Source organism: Candidatus Lokiarchaeota archaeon (assembly GCA_014730275.1).
In the GTDB taxonomy this organism is placed as follows: Archaea; Asgardarchaeota; Thorarchaeia; order Thorarchaeales; family Thorarchaeaceae; genus WJIL01.
This window is the reverse complement of sequence record WJIL01000060.1, coordinates 26,149-50,779: the sequence shown is the minus strand read 5'-3', so window position 1 is coordinate 50,779 and position 24,631 is coordinate 26,149. Positions and strand designations below refer to the sequence as shown.

Below are 24,631 nucleotides of genomic sequence, written 5' to 3'. Positions count from 1 at the left end.
TGAGAGATGGCCAATCTTTCTGTCTGCTGCATCTAGGAGTTTTACCATTGAGAGAAGGTCCTCTGCAGGTACACTCGTGGAGTAGAGTGCACCAATGTCCTCTAAGTATTGTCGAGGAGTCATTGAAGGTGAAAAATAGGGGTGCTCGTGTAACACTCCAACGTATGGTAAGTAGTTCAATGAATCATCTGAGACATCGTTTCCCAAGATCTCTGCAGAACCTCTGTCTGGCTTAGCCAGTCCAAGTAGTATACGGAGTAGTGTTGTCTTGCCAGCACCATTGGGACCAATGAGCCCAAAGATACCCGGTTCTATATCCAATGAGAAACTGTCTAGTGCTTTAAGATCCCCAAATGTCTTGGTAATCTCTGTAACTGAGATGACATAGTCATTGGTCATTATTGTCCCCCACACATCGTTGATGGCGTCAAATCAATCGAAATTCACATTGTTTCTGTATTCTCACCCTGAAAGATAAACCTATCCACGATTTCAAATCAGGTGGAATCCTTGACGCAATTGCCAGAATTAAGGCACCTTATTGCGAATCGATGAGTTCATCAATCTTACCGACTTCCTTACGGAATCCATCAACCCCCTATATTCAAAGTATTGATGAGAAAGATGTATGATGTTCTATTCCCAATACATATGGAGAATTGGTTCATCACCGAAGTACCATGTATGTTGGATTCCATCTGTTACTTCTGCACATCCTCTGAATTTCAGCTGTAAGGTTGTTGATGAAGGTGATGTAATATCCCAGGTTGTATCACTTAGAAAATGATCATAATATACAAGATGGGTGAAACCACCGCTTGTACTCCATCTGTACATCACATCGAGGCGTTCACCAAATGGCCAAATATGAGAAAGGCCGTCGTAGTCTATATGAAACCAATAATCATCTGCATCTTGGGGAACATTATAGAATTCAAATATGATATTAATTCTGTAAACAGATCCCTCAAGCGTTTCTCTAGCATAATTATTCTTGGTACTCCATGTTCCTTCATATTCTGTTGGTGATGTATCTTTCATGGTTTGTTCCGTAAATGCTTGGACGGGCATAAACCATGCTGGAAAGCTGAAAAGAACCAATAGAATAATCAAATATCCCTTTCTAGATTTCATTTCTTTTGACCTCCTAATGAGAGCTCAAAAGATATAATCACTATATATATATATATATAAATATTGCTACAATTTTCATTCTGTGGAAAAAGTCACCTCCGGTCACACTCTAGAAAGTTGAGCCGCTCGATATTGTGCAGCACAATCTTGAACAGGAGCTCTCTTCGTCGTTCCCTGTAGCCGCGTGAGCTCAGACTCCCTCCGAATCTCAGCTTCAGCATGCTGAACACAGTCTCCACCAGACTCCGTCGCCCATACCGATGTTGTTCTTTCCACTTCCCAGCTCCCTTCTGGTATTCGTGGACCAGCTGTCGGTATGCAGGACTTCCCCGTGATCTGGGTGACGCATTCTCCTTCGGTTCGATAGCCGGGTATGCACCGACATCACTGATGAACTGGACATTCTTCCGTGACGAGTGTCCGCATGGTGGTGCTGAAATGGTCTGACAGGTCAACCGTGCCCAGATATGCTTCAAGGTTCTCCATCGCTTTCTCGGTATCGTCCTTGCAAAGGTACAGGGTGCAAAGACCGAACAGTGTTACCGAGTCGTCAGGTTGCAGGTACTTGGCGATTGCAAGGCTTTCCTCGGCCTCATCGTACTTGTGTTGTTGTTTCAGTAGCAAGCCGTATGTCCTGTGTGCCCACCATGGAGTCTTCGACAGTTTGATAGCTCGTTTGAGGTGCCACTGCGCCTCGTCAAGCCTTCTGAACTTAAAGCAGTGCAGTCCACAATCAGCATGAATGGTCGAGTTAGTGGAGTCCAGCTCCAATACTTTCTTGTATGCCTGTTCTCCGTCCGTGAACCTGTTACTGTGGTCTCGATAGATATTAGCGAACATGTGCCATGTAGCCGCGTCCTTGCTGTGGGTTTTAGCAGCCGCCCACAGGATATCGGCGGCCGCCTGGATTTTCCCCTGTTTCAAGAGTGTCTCTGCTTCAGCTCGAATCTGATCGGGTTTGCTAACTGCCGTCACGATCATCATGCCTCCGAACCCACGGTGTCCCTTATGGCGTGTTCAATCATATAGGTGATGTCGGATACTGAGGCGTCGAACTTTTCCGGATTGATGGCACGGGCCTTTTCGAGAGCTGCAATCGCTTCTTCCTCTCTCTCCAGCTCGGACAGTGTCACGCCAAGGTTCATCCACGCATCGAAATCGTGACCCTTTCGCCGGGTGGCCTTCCGGAAGTGCTTCAGTGACGCTTCCTTGTGACCGGTGCCTTTCAGACAAGAGCCGAGTCCCACACTGACAAAGGCATCATCCGGTATCATCTCGTTGAGTCTCCGGAACACCTTCAAGCCCTCAGCCCATTCTTCCTGCAAGAGAAGAACTTGACCGAGTGCTCTCCAGATAATCCATTCGTGGGGGTTGTCCTGTGCCACCCTTGTCAGCTCCTGCCGCGCCTGGTCGATTCTCCCGGTCTTGGTAAGAGCCAGCGCGTATCGCTCCCACATAACGGATGCACCTGGATTCATGTCCAGGCAAGTCCTAATGATATCGACTGCGTTGTAGAACCAGCCGATGGTGGTCTGCACAAGCCCCGCCATCCAGAATACGTAGGGTGTTTCGTATCGGGTGCAGAGAATCCCTGTGTACATGGAAAGGGAAAGATGTGGGTCTTCCGACCAAGCAAAGGCATCGGCCTTCATGAGATTGAAGAAAATATCATGCACATCTGTTCGGGCTGCACGGTTCAGCGTCCTCTCGATTGCCTCAATATTCTTCTGAAACCAGTAGACGATGAACAATATGTACCATACTGCAGGTAAGTCATAGTCCGGTACGAGGTCGAGGCACAGACTCTCGGCTATGCTGAGCTGTCCTTGCATGATATGGTCTCGTACCATCCTGAGATGTGCAAGCAAGCCTGGCTGGTCACGCAGCTCCTTTTCGTACACATCAAAGAGCAACGGAAAACCAGCTTTCTTGTACAGCTTCGGCTCTATCATCAGGCAATCCCCCGTTTCTGCTTCCATGCCTCGTACTTTCTCTCCATCTGTTTCCATTTTGCTCGTTCCAGCCTGTTCTTCCGCTTGAATTTCTTGAACACCCGCTCTGCTTCTTCCTCGTCTCCAAGCTCACCTTTAGCAGCACACATGAACATGTAGACCCGGGGGGTCGTCATAGTCACACATCATACACGCCTTCATGTTCATCTCCACAGATTCCCAGTCTTTGTGCATCAGGGAGATCATCCCCCAGAGGAGCCATGTCTTACCCTCGCCCGGATATCTGGACAGTGAATCGTTGAGCAGTTTGGTGGCTTCATCAACGCGTTCAGCCGGTCCTTTGTCTTCCTTGACCTGTTCGATGATGGATTCGGCAAGATGAACGAGTGGCAGATGGTCGAAGGGGTCAGCCTCAACAGCAAGCCTGAGAACAGCCTCAGCCTTCTTGTACAGACCACACGCGTTCAGGAACTCCCCGTAATCCTTCAAGAGGGTAGCGTTGTCGGGCTGTAACTCGACAGCTCTCTTGAAATGCTCGTTTGCGTTCGATGCAGAGAACGCAATGAAATACGCCCTACCCAACAGGTGGTGTACTTCGGGGTTATCCGGCATGAGCTTCTGAGCCTCCAAAATTTTGTCTGATGAAGTCTTGAGAATCTCTGCTATTCTGTCAGGTTCCAGTGTCTCCCCAGGTTCAATCTCGGGGTATGCCTCCATGACCTCCAACTGGGATTCATACTGGATATGTTCGATTTCACCAAGCACTGAATCGAGATACATACTAAGATCTGTACCAATGATAGGCCCAAAACCGGCACCTGATATCGAAGTAAGAATCGGAAATTCAGGAATAGCAATGCCTACCACACCTTGAACGCCTTGCGTTCCAGTTATTGGAATCTGTCCACTTGCCGTAGCTGCTTCGGAATCAGGTGATATCGACCCTTCGGTATCTTGATCATGCTCACCGCTAAAACCACCCGATTCAATTTCCACCCGGGAGGTCCACATCATATTTGCCAAGCCCATATCCAGTGGTATGTCTTCGTCACTCTGAGGAGAAACGCGAGACAGAAATTCTGGTACGGCATTGGTGATTTGGACCACGGACATGAATACCTGAACCAAGAACATGAATACCATAAGCAAGGTAACAAGGAGAAGGAACCACTTACCCTTCAGGAATGAAGAAATAATCCCTATTCCGACCAGAGATGAGATAAGAACCAGGTTCATAACCAAATCTGATGTCGGCATTTGATTGTGGATGGTTTCACGTTTTGGTTCTTGCAGCGAATAATCCGACACCTTTTGTCTCTGAAATGTCGAACCATCCTTGGCAGGTATGTATTCTGTATGGTAGGAACTGAATTCACATGGAACATACCCAGATATTCTCAATGCTGCGAGAATCTTAGATATGGCTGCATCTAGGGATTCTACTGACTTCTCGGCTATATTCAGGTGGTTTTCTATCGCACTGTAGAGAGCCTGTAGACGTCTTGTACCATTATCGTTATCGAATACCCTTCCGAGTTCACCCAGCTCGGACAATACCCGATATACGGATTCAGAATAGTCAAGAGACGTTTCAGTAACGGATGGCCCAAACAATCCAGTTGTCTCGTTGTATCCATCCATGAGGGTATTTAGCATTGAAGTCGGATCTATCAGCAGGTTCAGGAGGGTTGGCCGATGTTTCTCATCGGATATCATGAATCTGAAGCTGTCTATGACCTGAATCTGTTTGTCTATACTCATATCGTTGAATGGATCACTACTATTTGATTTGAAATAGACATCATCCCACAATAGCACTACACCGGAGGCATCATTTGACTGCAGAAGGTGGACATTCGCTAGCGATAACTCGTCCATGTCTATAACACCGACACCGCCTAGTTCCTTGGCCGCTACCAGTCCCCAGTACTTGGGTTCGAAGACACCGTTTGTGAGCCATTCATCAAAATTGAGACCGCTTGAGAAGTAGTTCCCAAGATAGAAGTGTGCTTTAGCTCTGGTCTCAGTATCCAATCGCCCCATCAGATTAAGGGCCTTCAGACTCAATGCAGTTGTTTTGATATCAGGTCGTACGGAATCATTGCTAACCCTGAAGCCACCCCCGGAGTCCTGCAAAGAGAGAATGTGGTCTGTAAGCTTGTCATACATCCGGCCTATGGACGCGGTATGTTTGAGCTTGAGGAGTTGAATGAGCTCAAGCGCATCGACAGTGGACTCAAGTGTCGAACTGTCAGCAAATACACTGTCAGCGATACCAGTATCATCGAAGGATAGATCGATGAGGGTAGCTATCGGGATGTTATCTTCTTCATGTTCCGTTGACTCAGCTGGAACCGTGGCAATAAGCCCTGCCACGAGAAACAGTGTGAGAAAACCTAGCGTAGTCAACAGTCTCTTCGGGTGAAACTTTGTGTTCATGTTACATGCACCTATGGTTGGTAAATATCAATCCAGAAAAGCAGGAAAAGCAACAATAGTTGATCAAATGGTTTCCAGACTGATACCATACAAAACCAGTAGGTAGCATTCGGCCATACATACTGTCTTCTCCTCTCCTACACGAAATATGTACAGCCGCGAAAATGGAATGTTGTATCCCTAATAAGGGCAGCTGTTCTTCAGCTAGGGATTGAATATATTCTCTATTCGCTGGATATAACCTCGAATGGCAATAGTTATTTCATTGCTTTTATTAAGTGTTAGATGCATCTAACTCTCCAAAGATATTAGAGGTGAAGAAGTGCCAATCCGAGTAGCTCTCATAGGCAATCCCAATGTAGGAAAAAGCGTCATATTTAACAACCTAACAGGGAGCAAACAGCATACTGGAAACTGGCCGGGCAAAACAGTCGAGCGAAAGGAAGGATACTTCGAACACAAGGGCTACGAGTTCAAGATTGTGGATTTGCCAGGGGTGTACAGCTTGAGTGCTCGGTCTGAGGATGAGAAAGTTGCTCGTCAATATCTCATTGATTATAGACCTGAAGTAGTGGTTGACATAGTCAACGCAGCCCAGCTTGAACGGAACCTGTATCTGACGTTGCTACTCATAGAATTGCAGCTCAATCTGGTAGTTGTGCTGAATATGAGTGATGTTGTGGAATCTAGAGGAGACAAAATAGACATCGAGAAGCTGTCTGAGCGGTTGGGATCTCCAGTTGTCACCACAATTGCAACCAAAAAGGTAGGAATGGAAGACCTCAAAGACGCTATTCTAGAGGCGGTTCCTGAAGATCTTCAAGCGGAGCCAACAGCGCATGAAGGAAATGCGAAAGAGCATCTACCCGGGGACATTGACCGTGATGACCATTTGCACTACCATCCACGACATCACCATCATGGAGAGTACGAACGACTGTCGCCGCCTGCGGTCAAATATAGCACTAAAGTGGAGAGGAAGCTCAAGAAGATAGTGATGTTGATAGAGGATAAGCAAGATTTACGAGAGCGATTTCCGCCACGATGGCTTGCTTTGCGCCTTTTCGAACGTGATGAAGAAATACTGAGGATGATTGAGGATCCCGAATTGAAAAGGAAGATTCTGGAGATAACGCCATGACAGAGTCCGCGAATCAACAAGATATGGACAATGAATACAGGGATGCAATCAATCCGAGGGTAATTCTTGCTGATGAACGGTATGAGCTGATTTCCGAAATTCTGGACGATGTCTACAAACCAGGACAGAAGAAGTGGCTGCTTAGCGACATGCTCGATGAGGTCTTCTTGCACAAGTATCTTGGTCTACCCATATTCTTGCTAATTATGTGGGCGATGTTCGAGTTTACGTTTCAGGTGTCTGAAGTTTTCATGGCAATGATAGAAGCTGGATTCACATACCTCGGTGGTTTAACCAGCCAAATACCAATACCATGGGTTGCATCACTTGTTACGGACGGCATTATTGGGGGAGTCGGTTTCATCCTTGTCTTTCTGCCCCCCATTCTTTTCATGTATTTTGCAATCGCACTTTTAGAGAATAGTGGATACCTAGCACGTGCAGCATTCGTAATGGATAGACTCATGGTAAAAATGGGGCTTCACGGAAAGTCGTTCATACCGTTACTACTGGGTTTCGGCTGCACTGTACCTGCAGTCATGGCATCACGAACAATTGAGGGTAAATCAAACAGATTCACTACCATCCTCATAAGCCCGCTTATGTCATGCGCAGCGAGATTGCCCGTTTATGTGCTTGTGGCAGGTGTCTTCTTTCCAATGATTTCAGGCACGGTCGTGTTTTCAATGTACATGCTTGGCATTGTTATGGCGGTTATAATGGCACTCATTTTCAAGAGGACCCTTTTCCAACAGCGCGCCTCACCACTCCTGATGGAGCTTCCAATGTATCAGATGCCAACCTTGCGAGATACATCCATACAGACTTGGGAAAGAACAGTGCTGTTCCTGAAGAAAGCAGGCACGTATCTTCTTTTGGGGTCTATCATTCTATGGTTCGCATCATCTTTTGGTCCAGCAGGATTTGGAGTTCCAGCGACGGAATCATTCGTCAGTATATTAGGGAAGATCCTTGAACCAGTATTCAGACCACTAGGCTTCACCTGGGAAATCGTTGCAGCGCTGGTGTTTGGAATTCTTGCAAAAGAAGTGGTTGTAGGTTTCCTTGGTGTGATTTTTGCAGTGCAAGGCCAAGGGGGAATCGGTGCTGCCTTGACATCAGTACTAAGTCCAGTATCAGCAGTTGCCTTCATGATTTTTGTACTGCTTTATACACCCTGCATAGCCACTATTGGTGCAATCAAGAAAGAAACAGGATCAACGAAATGGGCCGCATTCTCGGTCGCGTATCAATTCTTGCTCGCCTACGGCTTGGCGTTACTTACGGTACTCGTAGGAGGTTTCCTTTTCAGCTAGGAGTGATGAGAATCATGGAACAAAGAACCACTTTCATGTTGCTGGGTTTGATTTCAGCAGTTGTTTACACAGTCTCGGGGATACTCACACTACTCACCTTCTTTGGGGTGGTATCTGTTGCCCCCTTCTCCGCGGATGTGCTCACAGGGATTATGATATTGATTGTTGGCATCGTTTTCATTGAAGGTGCAAAGGAGTTGAGAAAATCAGTTTCTGATGCCATCCCGTTTCTCATGGTCGGAATATTGCTGGCCGGGGTAATTGCAGGACTACAAATCGTTATTCTATTTTCAAATGCACTAGGGTGGTTACTTGCACTTGAGGGTTGGACCAACTGGCAAATCGCTTCTGACTTCACTCAGGCCATTTGGATTTTTCCAGCTGTAGTTCCTTTGCTTGTTGCGATGTATCCGTTCTCGAAACAGGTTATGAAGAAGCCAAAGGAAGTGAAATAGTTGCTCAAACGTATATTGCGTCTCATTCTTGAAGAGAAAGTTGCTCACAAAAAAGAGATTGCCAAGGAACTGGGAGTTCAGATGTCCACACTGGAGGATATGCTTAGTATCCTCTTGGAGAATGGATACCTCAGATTTGGCGAATGCAATTGTGAGCCGGACGTTACTTGTCCCACATGTCCTATGGCTGAGAGTTGTCAGCAGAAAAAGCTGGTCACCGAGGAATACTATGTCACAGAAGGCGGAAAGCATTTCGTCAAATCCTAGATCAGCAAATGTGGTAGATTTTTATTGAGGTACTAGTGGATAGCTTCCTTACAGATTTATCAGAAACCAATCACATAATATACAAGGCACAATGGGAGCCTATCCAAATGGGCCAAAGTAAGAAAAAAGACAAGAAGAAATCCGAAGAGGAGTTCACATGTCCTGAGTGCGGCGGGCATGAGCTGGTAGAGGACATCCAGAAAGGCGAAAAAATCTGCGCATCTTGTGGCCTTGTAATAAGTGAGCATCACATGGATAGAGGCCCTGATTGGCGAGCATTTACTTCTGAAGAAAGAGAGAGCCGCGCACGGGCAGGGGCACCAGCTGATTATACCAAGCATGACAAGGGTCTTTCCACGTTAATTGACTGGAGAAACCGTGATGCGCAGGGGAAAGGCTTCTCAGCAAAGAGACGCTCGGAAATTTACAGGCTTCGAAGATGGCAGATTCGCACACGGGTACACAGCTCCGTAGAACGAAACCTAGCTCAAGCAATGAGCGAGCTTGATAGACTTGCATCACAGCTAAAGCTTAGCAGTGGTATAAAGGAACTAGCCGCCGTCCTTTACAGGAAGCTAATTATACAGAAACTAATCAGAAGCAGGTCCATTGAGGCCATGGTAGCAGCTGCCGCCTATGCCGCGTGTAGACTCAGAGAAGCTCCACGCTCGCTGGATGAAATTGCAAGAGAATCACGAATCAGTAGGAAGAAAATCGGACGGCATTATCGTCTCTTAGTCGAGAAGCTTAACTTGCGTATGCCCATAAGTGACCCGATGAATTATGTTCCGCGATTGATAGCCGAGTTGAATCTCCCAGGCACGGTTCATGAGAAGGTCATGGAAATTCTAGAAGCCGCGAAGAAAAAACACAGTCTTGTAACAGGAAAAGATCCCAGAGGTTTGGCTGCTGCAGCAATTTACATAGCTTCTATTATCGTGGGCGACAAAGCTACCCAACGAGAAATCGCGGCGGCGGCCGGAGTAACAGAAGTCACTGTTCGAAATAGATACAAGGAACTCGTAGATAAGCTCAACATAACTCTAAACCCGTAACAAAAAATGGCTCAACCGTCATCCAGTTCATCCAAGGTCTCAAAGAAAGATCGTGTAAGGAAAGAGCGATATTCAAACCCACCCCACCCGCTCTCCACCATAAGCTCATCAACAGATCCAAGCATTTCCTCCCTCGACATAAGACGCACATTATAGATTTCATAATCGTCAATGATATGTAAATCGCCGTTGACGGCTTCTGCTAAGAAGACCAAAGAACGCCAAGGAATTGTTTCATCCGGGCATCTGACTTCGAGCCGGACATCCATGACGAACTTCTTAAGATCTACTTGGAGCCCGGTCTCTTCATACATCTCTCGTTCTGCAGCATCCTCCAAATCCTCATCGGGATAGGCCCCACCAGAAGGAGCACGATATATGCCGGTCTGAGCATATTGGTGTTTCTGAATCACCACGTATTGACCATCCTTTCGAATGAAACAGGTGATGTCATGGTTTCGTCCTTTTGCAGCACTTCGTTTTACGAGGTCGCACTCAAAATTCAGGAAATCGGCTGAAAATGTAAATACCTGCGGCTTACCGAATTTCGCCTTCAGTTCCTCGACCTGATCCTCAAATGTGGGGCTGGATTGATGGTCCATATTCATGGTGTAAAGCCCACTACTAGAAAGATTTTAGGGTAAGGAAAATAACCGAGGGGATGAAATTAACCGTTTTTTATTCTTTCTAGCAGATGTTAAACCAGCGATAATCTTAAATTGGTTTACTCTCTTACTATGTGGTGTAGGAAGCGGAAAACTATAGGTAAGTTTCCAAATGACCACTTTTTATCGAAAGATTTATTAGTGTAGATTCCATGCATATAAGTGTAACGGTAAAAGTCTGAGGGTCTGCTCCAACCGTTCTACACACTAGCGCCACTGCTAACTGGATTTCTACTGTGTTAGAGCTATCTGGAGATAGGATACCAGACAAACCTGACAATGGAGAGATATTAGGAGATGGCATCCAATACCAAATCAGCAGAAGAGAGAAGAAAGAGGTCAGCTGAATTCACCTGTCCAGAGTGTGGAGGACATGATGTGGTGCAGGACTTAGAGAAAGGTGAACGTATTTGCGCAACATGCGGCCTTGTAGTCAGCGATCATAGAATTGACAAGGGCCCGGACTGGCGAGCTTTCACTACAGAAGAACGGAACGCCAGAGCACGGGCTGGAGCTCCCACGAACTACACAATACACGACAAAGGGCTCAGCACGATGATTGACTGGCGCGACCGTGATTCCTCAGGAAAACGGTTCTCAGCCAAGAAACGAGCGCAGATCTACAGGCTCAGGAAATGGCAGATCCGGACCAGAGTACACAGCTCAGTGGACCGAAACCTTGCCCAGGCTATGACCGAGCTTGATAGGCTAACTTCACAGCTTGGTCTCAAGAAAAGCATCAAAGAGCTTGCGGCGCTCCTGTACAGGAAGCTTATCGTGAAACGGCTCGTGAGGAGCAGGTCTATCGACGCCATGGTTGGAGCTGCAATCTACGCAGCCTGTAGATTGAGAGAGGCACCACGGTCGCTTGAGGAGATTTCGGACCATTCACGTGTCAGCAAGAAGAAAATCGGAAAGCACTATCGTCTATTGGTTAGGAAACTCAAACTCAAGATGCCCATATCCACGCCCTCTAATTATGTCCCGCGGTTTATCACCGAGCTTGACTTACCCGGACATGTGCAGGAGAAGGTTCTCGAAATCCTTAACGCAGCACAACAGAAGAAGCGGCTTATCACAGGACGTGACCCACGAGGGTTGGCGGCTGCAGCGATCTACATCGCTTCAATCGTCACCGATAACCGTGTAACGCAACGAGATATCGCCTCTGCTGCTGGCGTGACTGAAGTGACTGTTCGGAATAGGTACAAGGAACTCGTTGATGAGCTGAACATTAGAATGACGCCATAGAATAACAATACAGTGATTGGTTGCAGCATCCCTGCGACCATTCCTTTCTTATTTTTCATGCAATATCAGTACACCAGCATTGTGACTTGATTCTATAGGATAGTCTTCATACGAAGCAGCCGGACGTCGAAAGTTACCATGTCTTCAGTCCATGGCCAACTTGGTAGATACAATCGAAATTCGGGACCAGACTAGTTGACGAATTGAAGATTCGGATGAAAGGCTAGTTCAGCAATTGGCATTGATATCCCTAGAACAGTATCTCGTTTTACTTGAGATAGAACTATCCTGCCCAGCTCATGGTTCGATTTTCTTGTACCAGTCATGATATGGTAATAATTCTCTCAGTGGGACTACAGACTCCGCATCGAGAACAACTTGGGTTTCGAGATTTTCTTTGTCGATTTGATACATGAATTCTCGACAGCGGCCACATGGAGAAAGAATGTACACTCCACCCTGCTCATCCTGGTAAACTGCAACAATTTTCGCGATACGGTATTCGCCTGCAGTAATCATAGATCCGATGGCGTTATGCTCAGCACAGAATCCCATGCTTGAGCTTGTGTCGATGCAAACACCCCTGTAGATGGACCCTTTTGCAGTAATCAGTGCACTTCCGACGTTCCCAATCGTGAACTCCCCAACCTGCTTCGTACTGATAACAGAAGCTGCTTCTTTGATGAGCTGTGAGTTAGTTACCATGAAGGTTTCTGTCGCCTTCCTGTATTTAACAGCGTCTGTTTGTAGAATTCAGGCAAAAGGCACAGAAACTCCACTGGCGTGAGGAGCAGTATGATTTCCATAACCTTTTACACAATCACACCCATGTATATCCGCTATTGTTGAGGTTACACACTTGAAGAGAAGACTAGGCTCGCTCGAGATAACTGTAGTGAAGGGAGACATTAGTGAGTCCGAAACCGATGCGATTGTCAACGCTGCAAACTCCCATTTATGGATGGGAGCAGGAGTTGCCGGTGCCATCAAAAGCAAAGGCGGAACGATAATAGAAGAAGAAGCCATGGTAAAAGGCCCCATAAATCCGGGACAAGCAGTGATAACAAGTGGTGGCAAACTCAAGGCGAAATTCGTTGTGCACTGCGCGGGTATGCCACCAAGTGGGAAGGCAACTGCAGAAAATGTTGCTTCTTCAGTTGAACAAGGACTAGAGCTTGCAGACAAGAAAGGGGTAACTTCGATAGCCATTCCGGCCATAGGAGCAGGAGTCGGGGGATTGAACTATGATGAATCTACTTCTGCAATACTGGAGGGCGTATCTAGGTTTGAAGACCGCTCGCAGTCACTCGAGGAAATCATCCTAGTTGCTTATGGGGATGATGCCAAAGAAGTCTTTGAAAAACATGTCAAGTCGCTGGAGCAATGACCAGTTGGAAACCTGGAAAATCCATGCAATAGCTGTTACGCTTGGATTATCAGAACCTGAAGATATCGAATCGGGTTTAGCAGTAAAGAGCAAAGAAATTCCCCTTTTTGGACCATTCTTGAATCGCTCCCCACAGGGGGAAATGAGCGGAAAGTCAGTTGCTATCCAAGATGAATCTGCAGAGGAAGCCATCTTCTGGCCGCCGCTCAGTATACGTGATCGGAATCGTAGGCAACCAATTCGCAGAACAGCAGATGAAGCTCTTATGAAGGCTGCCGAAGAACAGTTTCCAACTGTGATGTTCTTCACAGCAGGACTAGAAGCTGTAGGGGTACCTTCATGGGAAGTAGCGGAAGAAATTACCAATGCCATATATCAGGCTGCTCAACAGGGAACCTCTGTTAAAGGGGTCGTTGTTATCGCTGGAACTGATGTTCAAATCAGCTCGTTTCAGTATACGCTTAACAACACAAGGCTTCTATTCTCAGAAGAATAAATACCAAGGAACGGTCAGACTGCTGCTGGTAGCTGTGAAGAGGTTTGGTTGCGTAGTTGACCCGTGGGTTTTTGAAGATAGATTCGAGCATTGCGGGGCTATGCTTGAGACTAGTTGTTCCTAGTGTGTGAGTCTTCAACCAGAATTTCTAGGCAACCAATGCTCAGAACGCTTATTATCCAGGATTGTCTCGTAAACACAGCAGACCACCACAGGAAGCCAACCTATGAATGAGCACCCCGGAATCACGGTCGAGCAGATGAGCCAGGCTTGGGACGATATCCGCGGCTATACGTCAAGTATGTGGCAGGTATCCGCTCTATGTTTAACCATTGTCACTCTTAGCGTCAACGTATTCCTAACCAGCATGCAAATCGAGTTCTCCCTCGCGTCAATAGCTTGGCTGCCAATCCTGATATTCGCATTTTGTTTTGTTGCGATTACGCTCTATACAATCCAGTATCTGCGCAAAGCGACAGTCAAACGTGTCATATTCCTGTTGAAGGTGGAGGAGAAACTGCAAGAATCAGCTCCTGGATCTACTGTTCCACTAAGGCATATCTACGGTGTTGACTGGGGACCGCTGGGTGTGTTGCTCTATTTCTTCTACGGTCTAGCCATTGCGCTCTTAGCAATGATAGGAATTGTAAGCACATACTTGGTTTTTTCAGTACATGCATTGTTCTCGGTTCTTGCTATAGCGGCTTCAGCAATCACAGGATTCGTGGTATTTCGTCCACTCTATGGACAATACCAGGATATACTTGAGAGAGAGAATGACGCTTGGACACTAAGCGATGATCGTTGGTTTGATTGGGATGGTGAGCATTTCCCAGTTCTCAAAGACATATCTCTCTACCTCATAGGAGTACTGAAAGAAGCTGCAAGAGGAAGACGAGTGAATCTCACAAACAAGGTGAGAAGGTACGTTAGTGAGTCGCATGGCTCTGATCTCTCGCATGCGACAGTGCGATATCTCTTGTCCGAAAATGGACCTATCCATAAGCTGGGTCTAGATCCTCGAATCCGTACTTGGCGAGAATGTGACAAAAAGGATGCAATTGAAGATTTGGACAAGATAGCTGAGAAGATAAGTGAATTAGAAGTGATGCCTGACTGATTGTGGGACACTTCTCATTCAGAAACAGGAGCCCCCACACCTACCTGATGTTACACACAAACCCTCTTTCAGTTACATTCTCAGTCTGCGCCTTGCAACACTAGCCGATTTGACCAAGGGGTCCCAGGTATCGCATATTGCAGGAGCATAGCAATTCTCGAAATCGAAGAATTCCACAGCATCGATTTCCTGTTGGATACCAAGGGTTATCACATTGAGTCTCATCGCAGCATCTTCAGGTCCAACGAGTTGACCGCCTACGAGCTTCCCTTCCGATTTCGTGTAGTAGGTCTTGACCTTGATGTCTTTTCCACCAACATAGTAAGGTGGTTTGGTCTCCCCCTTGATGGATCCTTTCTTTACGTTCACATCGAATTCATCAGCCATATGCTCTGTAAGACCGGTACTTGCTATCTCGATACCAAATAGCTTGGTTACCTTTGCTCCGACTATGCCTGGAAAACTTGCATCTCCACCGGCTGCATTGATGCCTGCTACCCGACCTTGTCGAACCGCGATAGTACCAAGACCACCGGCCATAGGATTACCCGTGATGAAGTCCTTGTGTTCCACACAGTCACCGCAAGCATAGACATTTTCGAGACTGGTCATCATTGTATCGTCCGCAACGATACCTCCAGTTGGTCCAATCTCTACACCGAGTTCTTCTGCCAAATCAGTGGTTGCTCGAACTCCTGTAGCAACTACAACAATATCGGCATCAATCTCGGAGGTTTCTTCTGTTTCTCTGTCCTGCACAACTACAGTCTCTGGTTCGTCAGTTCCGGTAATCTCTTGGGCGGCGGTATTACACAGAATCTTCAGTCCATGTTCCTTGCACTGTTCTTCCACTATCTCTGCCATATCGGGGTCAACCATGGCAAGAAGGATATTCGGGAGGAACTCCACCACAGTCACATCAAGACCTCTTTCGTGAAAAGCTTCAGCTGTTTCCATCCCGACCAGGCCTCCACCAATAACGACCACTTTTTCTGCCCTATCAGCTTCCTTAACGAGTTGCTTGGCATCGTCTATGGTCCTCAATCCGTAAACCCTGTCTTTGTCCAAACCCTCAATGGGCGGGTCCACATTCTCGGCTCCTGTAGCTAGAATCAGTTTGCTGAACTCTAGGGAGCCTTCTTCGTCTTCTCCCTTGTATTCAAGTGTCTTGGACTCCATATCAACAGAAGTAACATCAGTCCCAAGCTTCGCATCCACTTTCAGAGCAGACCAATTGTCTTCCTTCATCAGGATAAGATCTTCAAACTCTCGAACTTTTCCTGAGATGGTGTATGGTAAACCGCACCTTGAGTATTGAGAGTAAGGCTCTCTGTTGAATAGCGTAATTGGGATTTTGCGATTCTCTTTCCGGGCCTGCATGGCCGCAGTTGCTCCAGCTGCACCGCAACCAATAATGGCAATATGATCAACCATAAGCAATTCTCCACTGCAGAATTGAATCTCTGCTGCACATATTCGGCGTCATCACTATAACTTCAATCTTTGGGAAAGGCAGGTATCGGGGTTTCTATTTCTCGTTCAGATCTTTGCATGCATCAGAGCCAGATTCGATATCAAGCGAATGCGGAAATTTGGAACACGTGTTCTAAATTCCAAGACGAGACAAGCAGGTTCGGAGTGTGAAAAGTGGGGCTAGGTCAAGCATAGATGATACTTGACAAAATCCAGATTAACTTTTCATGACGGTTTTTTGCAGAAGATATGCCATGCTACAACCTTCACATCTGATTGCCGAATAGATAGGCCCTCCAAATCCACTAACCTCAATCCGGTAAAAGGAAACTCCGAATCTTGACCTTTCGCTTTTTCTTTTTGATTTCAATTCCAGTTTCTTTCTGCGGCTCGTAGAAGAACGAAAAATCATTTGATGAACCCGTAACAACGCCGAGAAGAAAAGAAAGGCTATCCTACTTTCTCTCTTTTTCAAGCTCTTCAGGTGTCAGCGAATCCGAATCGATAGAGTCCTGTTCTGAACTCTCAACTTCTGCCCCTTCGTCATCAGGTTTCATGTCGATTTCCGAAGGTTCAGGTATGGGTTCATCTTGTTCAGAAACCGATACCTCCTCGTCCTCAGGCAGTGAAGTCTCTTCCGTGTCTTCTTGAGGTCTTACACCTGGAACAATGGCTCCGGCGTCAGATCCTTTCTCCTGCAGTTCTTCAATCTGCGTCTTTCTTCGCACATAGAGGGCAATAACAACGCCAACGGAGAGTGCCGCTCCAACAAGAGTGAGAGCAGTCTGCCAGTCACTAGCTGAAGCTCCAAAGAGTTGTTGCCATGTCAGGAAAAGGAATGCAATACCTGCTAGATTCATAACGAAGCTCCGTAGTGGCGTTTCAATTTTCTCAATCTCTGTGACTTCAGTGTCAACAAGCGCAGCTGCAACAACACCTGCATTGTAGTTATTCGAATCAGTCTTTTTCGCAAGCTTTCGAACGGATACAGACTTGTGTTTGTCCAAGACCTTGAGGGCGGGCTCAACTTTGTCCACAAGTACATCAGCATACTTCAGCTTGGCTTCTTCTGTGGATATGCCACATTTCTTGCAAGCGTCTCTTTTCTCATCCCAATCCTTCAAACAACTTGGACATTTGTTCATTGGCCACGCATCAGGAGCCACTTCTCGAAGTCGCTGTTTCACAACAAATTCGCTGACAGCAGTTCCCGTCCCCTCTTCTTCCTCATCATCGCTCTTCCGTCGTATCTTCGACGTCATACCAGCAACCATTAAGAATAGGGCCGGAAGAGCTCCAAGGACTGCGAGATTTGGTAGCGACCTGATCTCAGACATCTTCTTGTGAATGCCTCTCAGTTTAGCAGCGGTCTTGAGGCCCTCGATTATGGTACCAATGCCACTGCCTATCCCATACACCGCGCTCACCGTTGCCACGGATGCTGCGATTCCAGCTGCAGACGTAACTACGGCCATTGGTTCTGCGGGGATTTTGAGATAGAATGTCGCTCCAATTGAATGAGTCTCCGATTCGCCTAGTTCATTATAGGTGAAATTCAATGAGGCGCGGAAAAGACCAGTTGCTAGGTCAACGGGGCCAGCATCTATCATCTCTCCGAAATCTATGTCCGCCTCAACGGGATCCACAGGTTCATCGTAGGGCAATACAACCCAACTAGTATTTGTGGTAGGGTTGCGTACTTCAACCGGAAAGAGTGCTATATCCATGTAGTAGAACCATATGTTTCCGCTCATGTTGATTGGTTGGTCATTGGTAACGTTAACCTGTAGGAAAAGCCGCATAGGCTCCTCCAAGTCAACCACAATAGGATTCTCATCTGTTGCTTCAGTAATTGGTCTGCCATCAAGTTTGAGAAGAATATGCAGGCGATCATCGCCGACAAAGGAATCATCGAAGTCTTGGGCTTCTGCTACTGGTGTTGAAAACGAAACTACAGCCAAGGCAAGTACTGTACAGAGGAAGAACAGTCGTAGTGAAGGATATCTCATCTGCAGATTCTCTCTCCTGTCATAAAGTCGTCAGACAACCATCTAGACTCTCATAGTTGAAAAGCCTTTGCCCTATTGACAAAGACGCGCTAGACATTGAGCTAACCACGGACGATATCAGCGGCTCTGCGTGCGATATCACGGTAGCCATCAGCCTTGTTCATGATGCCCTTTGCGCCTGCATCCAAAGCCTCAGAAATCATATCGGAGTCAACGTATGCGGTAAGGATATAGATATCCTCAATTCCTTTTTCCACAAGGGCCTTGGTACACTCAATACCGTTCATAGGATGCATTTTCAAATCCATAAGCACAACATCTGGTGAATTGCCTTCATCCAGGAGATCTTCAGTTGCTCTAATGGCTTCATGTCCATCTGTAGCCGGAATCAACTGAAAATCATCAAGATAGGTTCGTAGATACGTTTCCACAACTGAGGGCACGGCGGGTTCATCATCTACTACCATGACGCGCTTTACCATTTTCATCACTTTGCACTCTTGCCAAACAGTAGGCCTAGTTCCTGTGTCATGGAATACACTATTCACTTATGAATGTCACCGCACTTACTGCAGTTTACGAGTGCCCTCTAGCTAGTCTACTGTTGAGAGATGGCAAGAGCAACTGATGCAGGGATCATATGCCCGAATGAGGCGGTTCAGCATGAATTCTATACCAGAACGGTCCTGATTGTTGATAGAGGGGTAGAGCTCCCGCACGTCTTCCTCTAGATTGGTGTAGTTCATAGCAGTTGGCGTGATGATATCAGCGTAAGTCAAAAGACCATCCTCATCGAACTCATAGGAATGAACCAAAGTACCTCTCGGTGCCTCGGTGATATGAGTTCCAGTTCCTGCTTTGGGTTCTACTTCAGGTTCGTACCATTCCATATCGCTTTCAAGAAGCTTGTCGATGGTATTCTCGGCCATTTCGAATACTTGTGCAGTTTCCACCAGTTGAGCCGCGTTGTTCAGAAACGTGTTGTAGCTCGGTAGGTCAATTTCCAAGGTCTCCAAAGCAGACTTCGCAAAGGGCAACAAATGTTCCTCATTTATGTTCAGTCTAGCTAAAGCACCGACGAAGAAACCATGGCTGTTGCGAACACCAGCTTTTGCATAGCTGTAGTCGGGTACACGCTCTTGGATGTGTTTCTTGTAGTCCTCGACAGGTGCTCGAAGTCCATCTAGAGTTGCCAAGTCACCATCGACCAGAGCGTATTCATCATCTCTTCTGATTGCGAGATAGTCTGTTTCTCGTTCGAACTCAGGCTCTTCTAGTGTAGCCCAGAGGTCGACACAAGTTTGCAGATCCTCGCGTGCGTCAAGAATCTCTTGCTTCAATTCTCTCAAACGGTCCTTTGTTGGGTAGCTACTGAAACCTCCAACCATAGGAGTTACTTGATGAACCTCACGGCCGCCCGCAAGAATTTGAAGGTCGTTTCCTAGCTTCTTCAGCTTGAGCGCAATCTTGACAACATCAGGATATTCGCCAGCTGCAGAAATCACGCTTTCATGACCGATGTAGTCTGGCAAAGCCAAGTACAGTGCGTGTAAAATGTGGCTTTCAATATACTCACCCCAGACCAGAAGCCGTCGAAGATCTACAACATCTTCGTTCACCTCGATGCCTATCGCCTTTTCTACGGCTTTGGTTGAAACTACTCTGTGTGATGCGCTACAAATTGCACAAATCCTACAGGCTATTTCGGGTACTTCTGTGAATTCTCGGCCTTTCAGAAAGGCTTCAAAAAGCCTGGCTCCTTCATCGACTGACATTTTAACATCGACGAGTTCCTTGTCTTTAGTAGTCACATACAATGAGCCATGCCCTTCAACTCGGGCAATATGCTTGATATCAATATTTTCGGTTGTCATCACAAAGTCAACTCCTGGAAGTCTTCCATATCAGCTGTTGACGGGCAATACTTGAGGAACTTCCTACGTATCTGATCGGCTGTTGCACCCATTTCTTTGAGGATTTTTACCTCTGCACCCCAATTCACCTGAGCAATGGGACCTCTACAGCCTTCACAGGCAGCACCATAGGAGGGGCACAACGAATCACAACCTGCCTGGGTAACGGGCCCCATACAGAATTTCCCTTCATCGAGAAGACATGGGTTTTCATTCACCCGACACTCATAGCATACTGAATAGTTGGGTACCTGTGGTGTCTTCTTCATAGCTAGTGCCATCACTGCGCGGACAAATTCCATCTTATCCATTGGACAGCCTGGTAATTCTGCATCAACGTCCACATAATGCGAGACTGGTTTGATTGGAATTACATCCAAATGCGACGTTTGTTCTCCGTACACCGTTTCTTTCATTTCTTCAATATCCCGCATGTTACGAATTGCGGGGAGACCACCATGGGTGGCACATGCACCGATGGCAATAAGCACATCAGACTTTTCACGGATCTTCTTGACCCGCTCAACTTCTGATTCCTTTGCAACTGATCCTTCAACAAACGCAATGTCCCAAGGGCCATCGGAATTCTCTTGCTTAGCCATGACCCAGGTCGTAATGTCAACGAGACCAAGAATATCTAGCAGGTGATCTTCTATATTCAGTATGTTCAGCTGGCATCCAGCACATCCGGTCAATCCAAATATGCCAACTTTCGGTTTACCATTATCACTCATCTTGTTAACCTCCTAGATTGCCTCCTGTAGTCGCTGCACTTCGAAGTAGGTAAATACGGGGCCGTCTTTGCATACTAGCTTATGGCCTACTTGGCAGTGTGCACATTTGCCTACACCGCACTTCATTCTGCGCTCCAATGACATGTATATCTCGTCTCTCCGGAAGTCTAGGTCCAGGAGCTCTTTTACAACGAAGCGATACATGACAGGAGGACCGCAGATTAGAGCGACAGTATTTTCCGAATCAACTTCGTACTTGTCAAACAGCGTAGTTACGACACCAACATTGCCCATCCATGTGTCATGACATTCATCAACAGTCTGCAATACATCAACATCAGGTGCAGATGGCCAATCATTCTCAAGTTCATCCACGAATATCCGTTCTTCCGGAAGACAAGCTCCGTAAAACAGTGTCATGTGCCCAAAGTCATCACGTTCATCAATGATATAGTTGATGACTGAGCGAAGTGGAACGAGGCCAATCCCACCGGCGACAATGAGTATGTCTTTGCCTTTCATCTTTTCGAGGGGAAAGCCGTTTCCGTAAGGTCCGCGAAGACCGACAACATCACCTGGTTCTAACCTGTGAATAGCTTCAGTTACATCGCCAGCTCGCCGAATACCTAGCTCAATGGTACCGGGTCTTGTTGGTGTGGAACTGATTGAAAAAGGAGCTTCTCCAATACCAAACATACTCAACTGAATGAATTGACCAGGTTTGTAAGAGAAATGATCTTGGAGGTCCTTATCCTTGAATTCGAACTCGAAAAGCGTCTCCAACTCTGTCATGTCTGTTCTGTTTTTCAAAACGGCTAGATTAGGAATGTATTCATTTTCACGCTTAACTTCTACTTGCATCTAGTTCCCTCCCTCTATAGTAGGTGCACTTGCCCAGTTTTTCTGTAATTGAGCTAGCACATCTAAGAAGCTGATACCAGCAGGGCATGCATCTATGCATCTTCCACAACCAGTACAGGCGATGATACCTTGGTCGTGCACTGCTCCTCTCATCTTGTGATAGAAACGATACTTGAGTCGTGCTTCTGGCTCTTCTCTGAAGTTGTGATTGCCAGCCACTAGAGCAAAGTCATAATACAAACAAGTATCCCATTTTCGCTTGCGAGTGCTTTCTTTCAAATCCAGCCCTACCTCGTCTACAACGTCGAAGCAGTAACAAGTAGGACAGACCAAAGCGCATGAACCGCAGTTCATGCAGTCTTCCCCAATCTCTTCCCAGATTGGATCATCCCATGCCATATCAAGCGTTTCCGTCAAGTTATCAAGATGGAATTCCACTGGCAATGATTCATGCTTCTTTTGAAGCGATTTACGAAAGGCATCAACATCATCTTCGGTTGCCTCCTCGAAAAGATCAGGAGCAAGAGTGATGAGTCGATCACCCTTTGGTGACCCGACATTGACATAGTACCGCTCATCCTCAATAGGAGTCAGGAAGAGATCATAACCTTCAAGCACTATATGCGTGTTAACTGAGCGGCAGAACCCACTCTCACACGATTCAAGGCAATTCAAACCGATGATGGTGGTTTTTTCTCGTCTCTTCTGGTAGTAGAGGTCATCGTATTCTCCGCCATAGACCCGATCCAAAAAGAGCAGGCCGTTAATATCGCAGGCGTGCAATCCCACAATCAGCGACGGAGTTTCGGGTATAGTGTCCTCAAGTCTATCCTTGATTTCCTTTTTATCAAAATCAAAGGTCATCATATTCTCAACAGGTGGATTGAACAACTTCTTAGCAGAAGTCATCGTTTGACCATAATTCAAATCCATTGAGGCAGGATCCGAAATCTGATCGTAGACATGAATGCTCTTTTTTTGCACGGGGGCATAGACATCATAATCATCTAAAGCCCGCTCAACAAGCTTATTCAAGTCCTCTTTCTTTATGACATAGTTTTGCATAATCACCATTCCAGTGGTTTATGGTTACAATGTGTAACCTCCCAATTCCTGTATTAAGGTTAATCATACGAAAAGCGTCGAAAAATATCGAAAAATCGTTTGAATCCTAAACTATTCATCGGTGAATCTTTGCTAAAATAACATCCTTCAGAATGTGCCGTTCTAAAAAGCCTTTTATCGTACAGAGAGGCACCCGGTTTTCCTGTGAGACTCTATGGTTTTTGAACGCATGCCACTCGAATACTGGTTTGATAAATGGCAGTATGAGGTCGACTATGACATTGGCGAGAGCGGTATGAAATTTCTAACCCTCGAAGAAATGGATATTGACTTAGAGAATGTCGAGCTCCGTTATGGATATCACCTTGGATGCCCTGAGCTCCGCCAATTAATAGCGAATCAGTATGAAGGAATCACAATGGACAATGTAGCGGTAACGACGGGTGCCAGCGAAGCGAATTTCTCGATTATATCGCACCTCGTGGGTAAGAATGATCATGTTGTCGTTGAACATCCTACTTATCCCTCGCTCTATCAAGTTCCCAGATCGCTGGAACGCGACTTGACTCTATTTCATCTGAGACGGGAAAACAACTTCAAGCCAGATTTGGATGAGCTTGACCAAATCGTCAAGCCTGAAACAACCCTCATTTCTCTTACACATCCGAATAACCCCACTGGTTCGATGATTGATGAAAGCCAAATCAAGAGAGCAATAGAAATAGCAGAAGACATGGATGCGCATCTAATGGTAGACGAAACCTATAGAGATCTCACGTTCAGAGAACCACCACGACAGGCCGCTACACTAAGCCTTTCCGCCATCAGCATAACGAGTATGTCCAAAGTCTACGGTCTACCAGGCATTCGCATAGGATGGGCGATTGCGGAAGAACCAGTCATTCAAGCAATACGCACAGTGCGGGAACAAATTACCATATGCAATTCTGCTCTTGGTGAAGCTATTGCAATTGAAGTATTGAGGCAAAGAGATGCCATACTTGGTGAAATGGAAACCATGCTTTCTCAAAATTATGCCATACTCAAGGATTGGATGGAAGAGCAGAGCTGGCTTGAATGGGTTGAACCAGAAGGCGGCATGGTCTGTGCACCTTGGCTTGCCAATGGGGAATCAACCAAGAAGCTATGTCAACTACTGGTCAAGAAGTACCGCACATTTACGGTACCAGGCTATGGCCTTGAAATGGATAAACATCTGAGAATAGGATTCGGCGGCGAAAAAGAAGAGCTCATTGAAGGGCTTAATCGCCTAGAAAAGGCGCTCAAGGATCTATATGGATAGATTGCATAGACAGAATCCTGCTATTACTTCCAGTATTCCAATCACATTTGTGGGCCTTAATATGAGTCACGCAAGGTAACCATTGGATGATTGAACTTGGAGATATCTGACGGCTTACCAAGTGGCTACACGGGAAAGGTGACTCGAATAGTCCAACTCCAGCCAGATTCTCATAACGTCGATATCATCTTTCGCGTAGTTAAGATTCTTCCGGAAAGAAAGATTATCTCGGCTCGCACAGGCCATCACCATCACCTTACAGAAATTGTCATTGCGGATTCAACGGCCAAAATCCTGTTTGCTCTTTGGGACAAAAGAGTGAAGATAGAATGTGATCAAGTCTTTGTTCTTCGTAATGCAAGAATCCGTGTATACGATTGTTCAATGAGAGTTCTCAAAACTCAGAGAAGTGTATTGTCACTATGTTCGGATATAACATTAGAAACCAACTTGAAGAAAGACATGAGTAAACCATTTGCATGGAAGAACACAAAGAAAGGAACAGAGCGAGCCGCTCGCACTTTCTCAGGCGAAAAAACCCCAGAAGAGAAAGGTTATTGTTCTTGGAAGGAATTCTAAGGTAAACGGTCGCTAT

At 46.3% G+C, this 24,631-nt stretch carries 26 protein-coding genes; 11 read left to right on the top strand and 15 right to left on the bottom strand.

Annotation, left to right across the window (positions count from 1 at the left end):
* The 6 genes from GF309_06230 to GF309_06205 form a co-directional block, all read right to left on the bottom strand.
* Window positions 1-399: ATP-binding cassette domain-containing protein (locus GF309_06230; GenBank protein MBD3158373.1), on the bottom strand; the 399-nt coding region annotated here is incomplete at its 3' end.
* 237 nt (window positions 400-636) lie between these two features.
* Window positions 637-1,134, bottom strand: a complete 498-nt coding sequence (locus tag GF309_06225; protein MBD3158372.1) for a hypothetical protein — start codon at window positions 1,132-1,134, stop codon at window positions 637-639.
* 102 nt (window positions 1,135-1,236) lie between these two features.
* Window positions 1,237-1,410, bottom strand: a complete 174-nt coding sequence (locus tag GF309_06220) for a hypothetical protein (GenBank protein ID MBD3158371.1) — start codon at window positions 1,408-1,410, stop codon at window positions 1,237-1,239.
* Between the two features lie 108 nt (window positions 1,411-1,518).
* Window positions 1,519-2,109 (bottom strand): hypothetical protein, encoded by a 591-nt coding sequence (locus GF309_06215; GenBank protein ID MBD3158370.1) that lies wholly within the window; start codon window positions 2,107-2,109, stop codon window positions 1,519-1,521.
* Between the two features lie 5 nt (window positions 2,110-2,114).
* Window positions 2,115-3,143 carry a tetratricopeptide repeat protein gene (locus GF309_06210; GenBank protein ID MBD3158369.1) on the bottom strand — a complete coding sequence of 343 codons (1,029 nt, stop codon included), beginning with the start codon at window positions 3,141-3,143 and terminating at the stop codon, window positions 2,115-2,117.
* 78 nt (window positions 3,144-3,221) lie between these two features.
* Entirely contained in the window at window positions 3,222-5,495 is a 2,274-nt protein-coding gene (locus GF309_06205; GenBank protein ID MBD3158368.1) for a hypothetical protein, read from the bottom strand.
* A gap of 352 nt (window positions 5,496-5,847) precedes the next feature.
* On the opposite strand from GF309_06205, the gene GF309_06200 reads away from it, so the two are divergent.
* The 5 genes from GF309_06200 (at window position 5,848) to GF309_06180 (ending at window position 9,759) form a co-directional block, all read left to right on the top strand.
* A complete protein-coding gene (locus GF309_06200) occupies window positions 5,848-6,666 on the top strand; it encodes a hypothetical protein (GenBank protein MBD3158367.1) in 819 nt (272 codons plus the stop codon).
* Window positions 6,663-7,982 (top strand): ferrous iron transport protein B, encoded by a 1,320-nt coding sequence (feoB, locus tag GF309_06195; protein ID MBD3158366.1) that lies wholly within the window; start codon window positions 6,663-6,665, stop codon window positions 7,980-7,982. Before GF309_06200 ends, feoB begins: the two co-directional genes overlap by 4 nt.
* A 14-nt stretch (window positions 7,983-7,996) precedes the next feature.
* A complete protein-coding gene (locus GF309_06190; protein ID MBD3158365.1) occupies window positions 7,997-8,437 on the top strand; it encodes a hypothetical protein in 441 nt (146 codons plus the stop codon).
* Window positions 8,438-8,704, top strand: coding sequence for a hypothetical protein (locus GF309_06185; GenBank protein MBD3158364.1), 267 nt, complete (start codon window positions 8,438-8,440; stop codon window positions 8,702-8,704).
* A gap of 107 nt (window positions 8,705-8,811) precedes the next feature.
* On the top strand, window positions 8,812-9,759 hold the full coding sequence (locus GF309_06180) for a transcription initiation factor IIB (protein ID MBD3158363.1): 948 nt from the start codon (window positions 8,812-8,814) through the stop codon (window positions 9,757-9,759).
* 11 nt (window positions 9,760-9,770) lie between these two features.
* On the opposite strand, the gene GF309_06175 is transcribed toward GF309_06180, so the two are convergent.
* Window positions 9,771-10,367 (bottom strand): NUDIX domain-containing protein, encoded by a 597-nt coding sequence (locus tag GF309_06175; GenBank protein ID MBD3158362.1) that lies wholly within the window; start codon window positions 10,365-10,367, stop codon window positions 9,771-9,773.
* 354 nt (window positions 10,368-10,721) lie between these two features.
* Here GF309_06175 and GF309_06170 point away from each other — a divergent pair, with 354 nt between their 5' ends.
* Window positions 10,722-11,675 carry a transcription initiation factor IIB gene (locus tag GF309_06170; protein ID MBD3158361.1) on the top strand — a complete coding sequence of 318 codons (954 nt, stop codon included), beginning with the start codon at window positions 10,722-10,724 and terminating at the stop codon, window positions 11,673-11,675.
* Window positions 11,676-11,972: 297 nt separating this feature from the next.
* Here the strand turns inward: GF309_06170 and GF309_06165 are convergent, their stop codons facing one another.
* On the bottom strand, window positions 11,973-12,380 hold the full coding sequence (locus GF309_06165) for a cytidine deaminase (protein ID MBD3158360.1): 408 nt from the start codon (window positions 12,378-12,380) through the stop codon (window positions 11,973-11,975).
* Between the two features lie 154 nt (window positions 12,381-12,534).
* Here GF309_06165 and GF309_06160 point away from each other — a divergent pair, with 154 nt between their 5' ends.
* From GF309_06160 to GF309_06150, 3 genes are all read left to right on the top strand, one after another.
* Entirely contained in the window at window positions 12,535-13,062 is a 528-nt protein-coding gene (locus GF309_06160) for a hypothetical protein (protein MBD3158359.1), read from the top strand.
* 4 nt (window positions 13,063-13,066) lie between these two features.
* Window positions 13,067-13,558 carry a hypothetical protein gene (locus GF309_06155; GenBank protein ID MBD3158358.1) on the top strand — a complete coding sequence of 164 codons (492 nt, stop codon included), beginning with the start codon at window positions 13,067-13,069 and terminating at the stop codon, window positions 13,556-13,558.
* Between the two features lie 226 nt (window positions 13,559-13,784).
* Window positions 13,785-14,678 carry a hypothetical protein gene (locus tag GF309_06150; GenBank protein MBD3158357.1) on the top strand — a complete coding sequence of 298 codons (894 nt, stop codon included), beginning with the start codon at window positions 13,785-13,787 and terminating at the stop codon, window positions 14,676-14,678.
* 72 nt (window positions 14,679-14,750) lie between these two features.
* On the opposite strand, the gene GF309_06145 is transcribed toward GF309_06150, so the two are convergent.
* The 7 genes from GF309_06145 to GF309_06115 form a co-directional block, all read right to left on the bottom strand.
* Window positions 14,751-16,112, bottom strand: a complete 1,362-nt coding sequence (locus GF309_06145) for a hypothetical protein (GenBank protein ID MBD3158356.1) — start codon at window positions 16,110-16,112, stop codon at window positions 14,751-14,753.
* 494 nt (window positions 16,113-16,606) lie between these two features.
* Entirely contained in the window at window positions 16,607-18,160 is a 1,554-nt protein-coding gene (locus tag GF309_06140) for a hypothetical protein (GenBank protein ID MBD3158355.1), read from the bottom strand.
* A gap of 101 nt (window positions 18,161-18,261) precedes the next feature.
* A complete protein-coding gene (locus tag GF309_06135; protein MBD3158354.1) occupies window positions 18,262-18,708 on the bottom strand; it encodes a response regulator in 447 nt (148 codons plus the stop codon).
* Between the two features lie 45 nt (window positions 18,709-18,753).
* Window positions 18,754-20,034 (bottom strand): Ni/Fe hydrogenase subunit alpha, encoded by a 1,281-nt coding sequence (locus tag GF309_06130; GenBank protein MBD3158353.1) that lies wholly within the window; start codon window positions 20,032-20,034, stop codon window positions 18,754-18,756.
* Window positions 20,034-20,807 carry a hypothetical protein gene (locus tag GF309_06125; GenBank protein MBD3158352.1) on the bottom strand — a complete coding sequence of 258 codons (774 nt, stop codon included), beginning with the start codon at window positions 20,805-20,807 and terminating at the stop codon, window positions 20,034-20,036. The genes GF309_06130 and GF309_06125 overlap by 1 nt, the downstream gene beginning before the upstream one ends.
* Window positions 20,808-20,819: 12 nt before the next feature.
* Window positions 20,820-21,668, bottom strand: a complete 849-nt coding sequence (locus GF309_06120) for a hypothetical protein (GenBank protein ID MBD3158351.1) — start codon at window positions 21,666-21,668, stop codon at window positions 20,820-20,822.
* Window positions 21,669-22,742, bottom strand: coding sequence for a hypothetical protein (locus GF309_06115; GenBank protein MBD3158350.1), 1,074 nt, complete (start codon window positions 22,740-22,742; stop codon window positions 21,669-21,671). It abuts the gene before it with no gap.
* A gap of 205 nt (window positions 22,743-22,947) precedes the next feature.
* Between GF309_06115 and GF309_06110 the strand changes: the two genes are divergently transcribed.
* Window positions 22,948-24,036: an aminotransferase class I/II-fold pyridoxal phosphate-dependent enzyme gene (locus GF309_06110; GenBank protein MBD3158349.1), complete on the top strand. Its 1,089-nt coding sequence runs from the start codon at window positions 22,948-22,950 to the stop codon at window positions 24,034-24,036.
* A 96-nt stretch (window positions 24,037-24,132) separates the two neighbouring features.
* A complete protein-coding gene (locus GF309_06105) occupies window positions 24,133-24,615 on the top strand; it encodes a hypothetical protein (protein ID MBD3158348.1) in 483 nt (160 codons plus the stop codon).
* Window positions 24,616-24,631: the final 16 nt, after the last annotated feature.

What these genes read in the sequence shown, in the direction of transcription:
- GF309_06140 (MBD3158355.1), bottom strand. Translation starts at nt 18,160, where the DNA reads ATGAGATATCCTTCACTACGACTGTTCTTCCTCTGTACAGTACTTGCC.
- GF309_06110 (MBD3158349.1), top strand. Translation starts at nt 22,948, where the DNA reads ATGGTTTTTGAACGCATGCCACTCGAATACTGGTTTGATAAATGGCAG.
- GF309_06210 (MBD3158369.1), bottom strand. Translation starts at nt 3,143, where the DNA reads ATGGAAACAGATGGAGAGAAAGTACGAGGCATGGAAGCAGAAACGGGG.
- GF309_06115 (MBD3158350.1), bottom strand. Translation starts at nt 22,742, where the DNA reads ATGGTGATTATGCAAAACTATGTCATAAAGAAAGAGGACTTGAATAAG.
- GF309_06190 (MBD3158365.1), top strand. Translation starts at nt 7,997, where the DNA reads ATGGAACAAAGAACCACTTTCATGTTGCTGGGTTTGATTTCAGCAGTT.
- GF309_06120 (MBD3158351.1), bottom strand. Translation starts at nt 21,668, where the DNA reads ATGCAAGTAGAAGTTAAGCGTGAAAATGAATACATTCCTAATCTAGCC.
- GF309_06130 (MBD3158353.1), bottom strand. Translation starts at nt 20,034, where the DNA reads ATGACAACCGAAAATATTGATATCAAGCATATTGCCCGAGTTGAAGGG.
- GF309_06170 (MBD3158361.1), top strand. Translation starts at nt 10,722, where the DNA reads ATGGCATCCAATACCAAATCAGCAGAAGAGAGAAGAAAGAGGTCAGCT.
- GF309_06225 (MBD3158372.1), bottom strand. Translation starts at nt 1,134, where the DNA reads ATGAAATCTAGAAAGGGATATTTGATTATTCTATTGGTTCTTTTCAGC.
- GF309_06145 (MBD3158356.1), bottom strand. Translation starts at nt 16,112, where the DNA reads ATGGTTGATCATATTGCCATTATTGGTTGCGGTGCAGCTGGAGCAACT.
- GF309_06165 (MBD3158360.1), bottom strand. Translation starts at nt 12,380, where the DNA reads ATGGTAACTAACTCACAGCTCATCAAAGAAGCAGCTTCTGTTATCAGT.
- GF309_06180 (MBD3158363.1), top strand. Translation starts at nt 8,812, where the DNA reads ATGGGCCAAAGTAAGAAAAAAGACAAGAAGAAATCCGAAGAGGAGTTC.
- GF309_06150 (MBD3158357.1), top strand. Translation starts at nt 13,785, where the DNA reads ATGAATGAGCACCCCGGAATCACGGTCGAGCAGATGAGCCAGGCTTGG.
- GF309_06125 (MBD3158352.1), bottom strand. Translation starts at nt 20,807, where the DNA reads ATGAGTGATAATGGTAAACCGAAAGTTGGCATATTTGGATTGACCGGA.
- GF309_06175 (MBD3158362.1), bottom strand. Translation starts at nt 10,367, where the DNA reads ATGAATATGGACCATCAATCCAGCCCCACATTTGAGGATCAGGTCGAG.
- feoB (MBD3158366.1), top strand. Translation starts at nt 6,663, where the DNA reads ATGACAGAGTCCGCGAATCAACAAGATATGGACAATGAATACAGGGAT.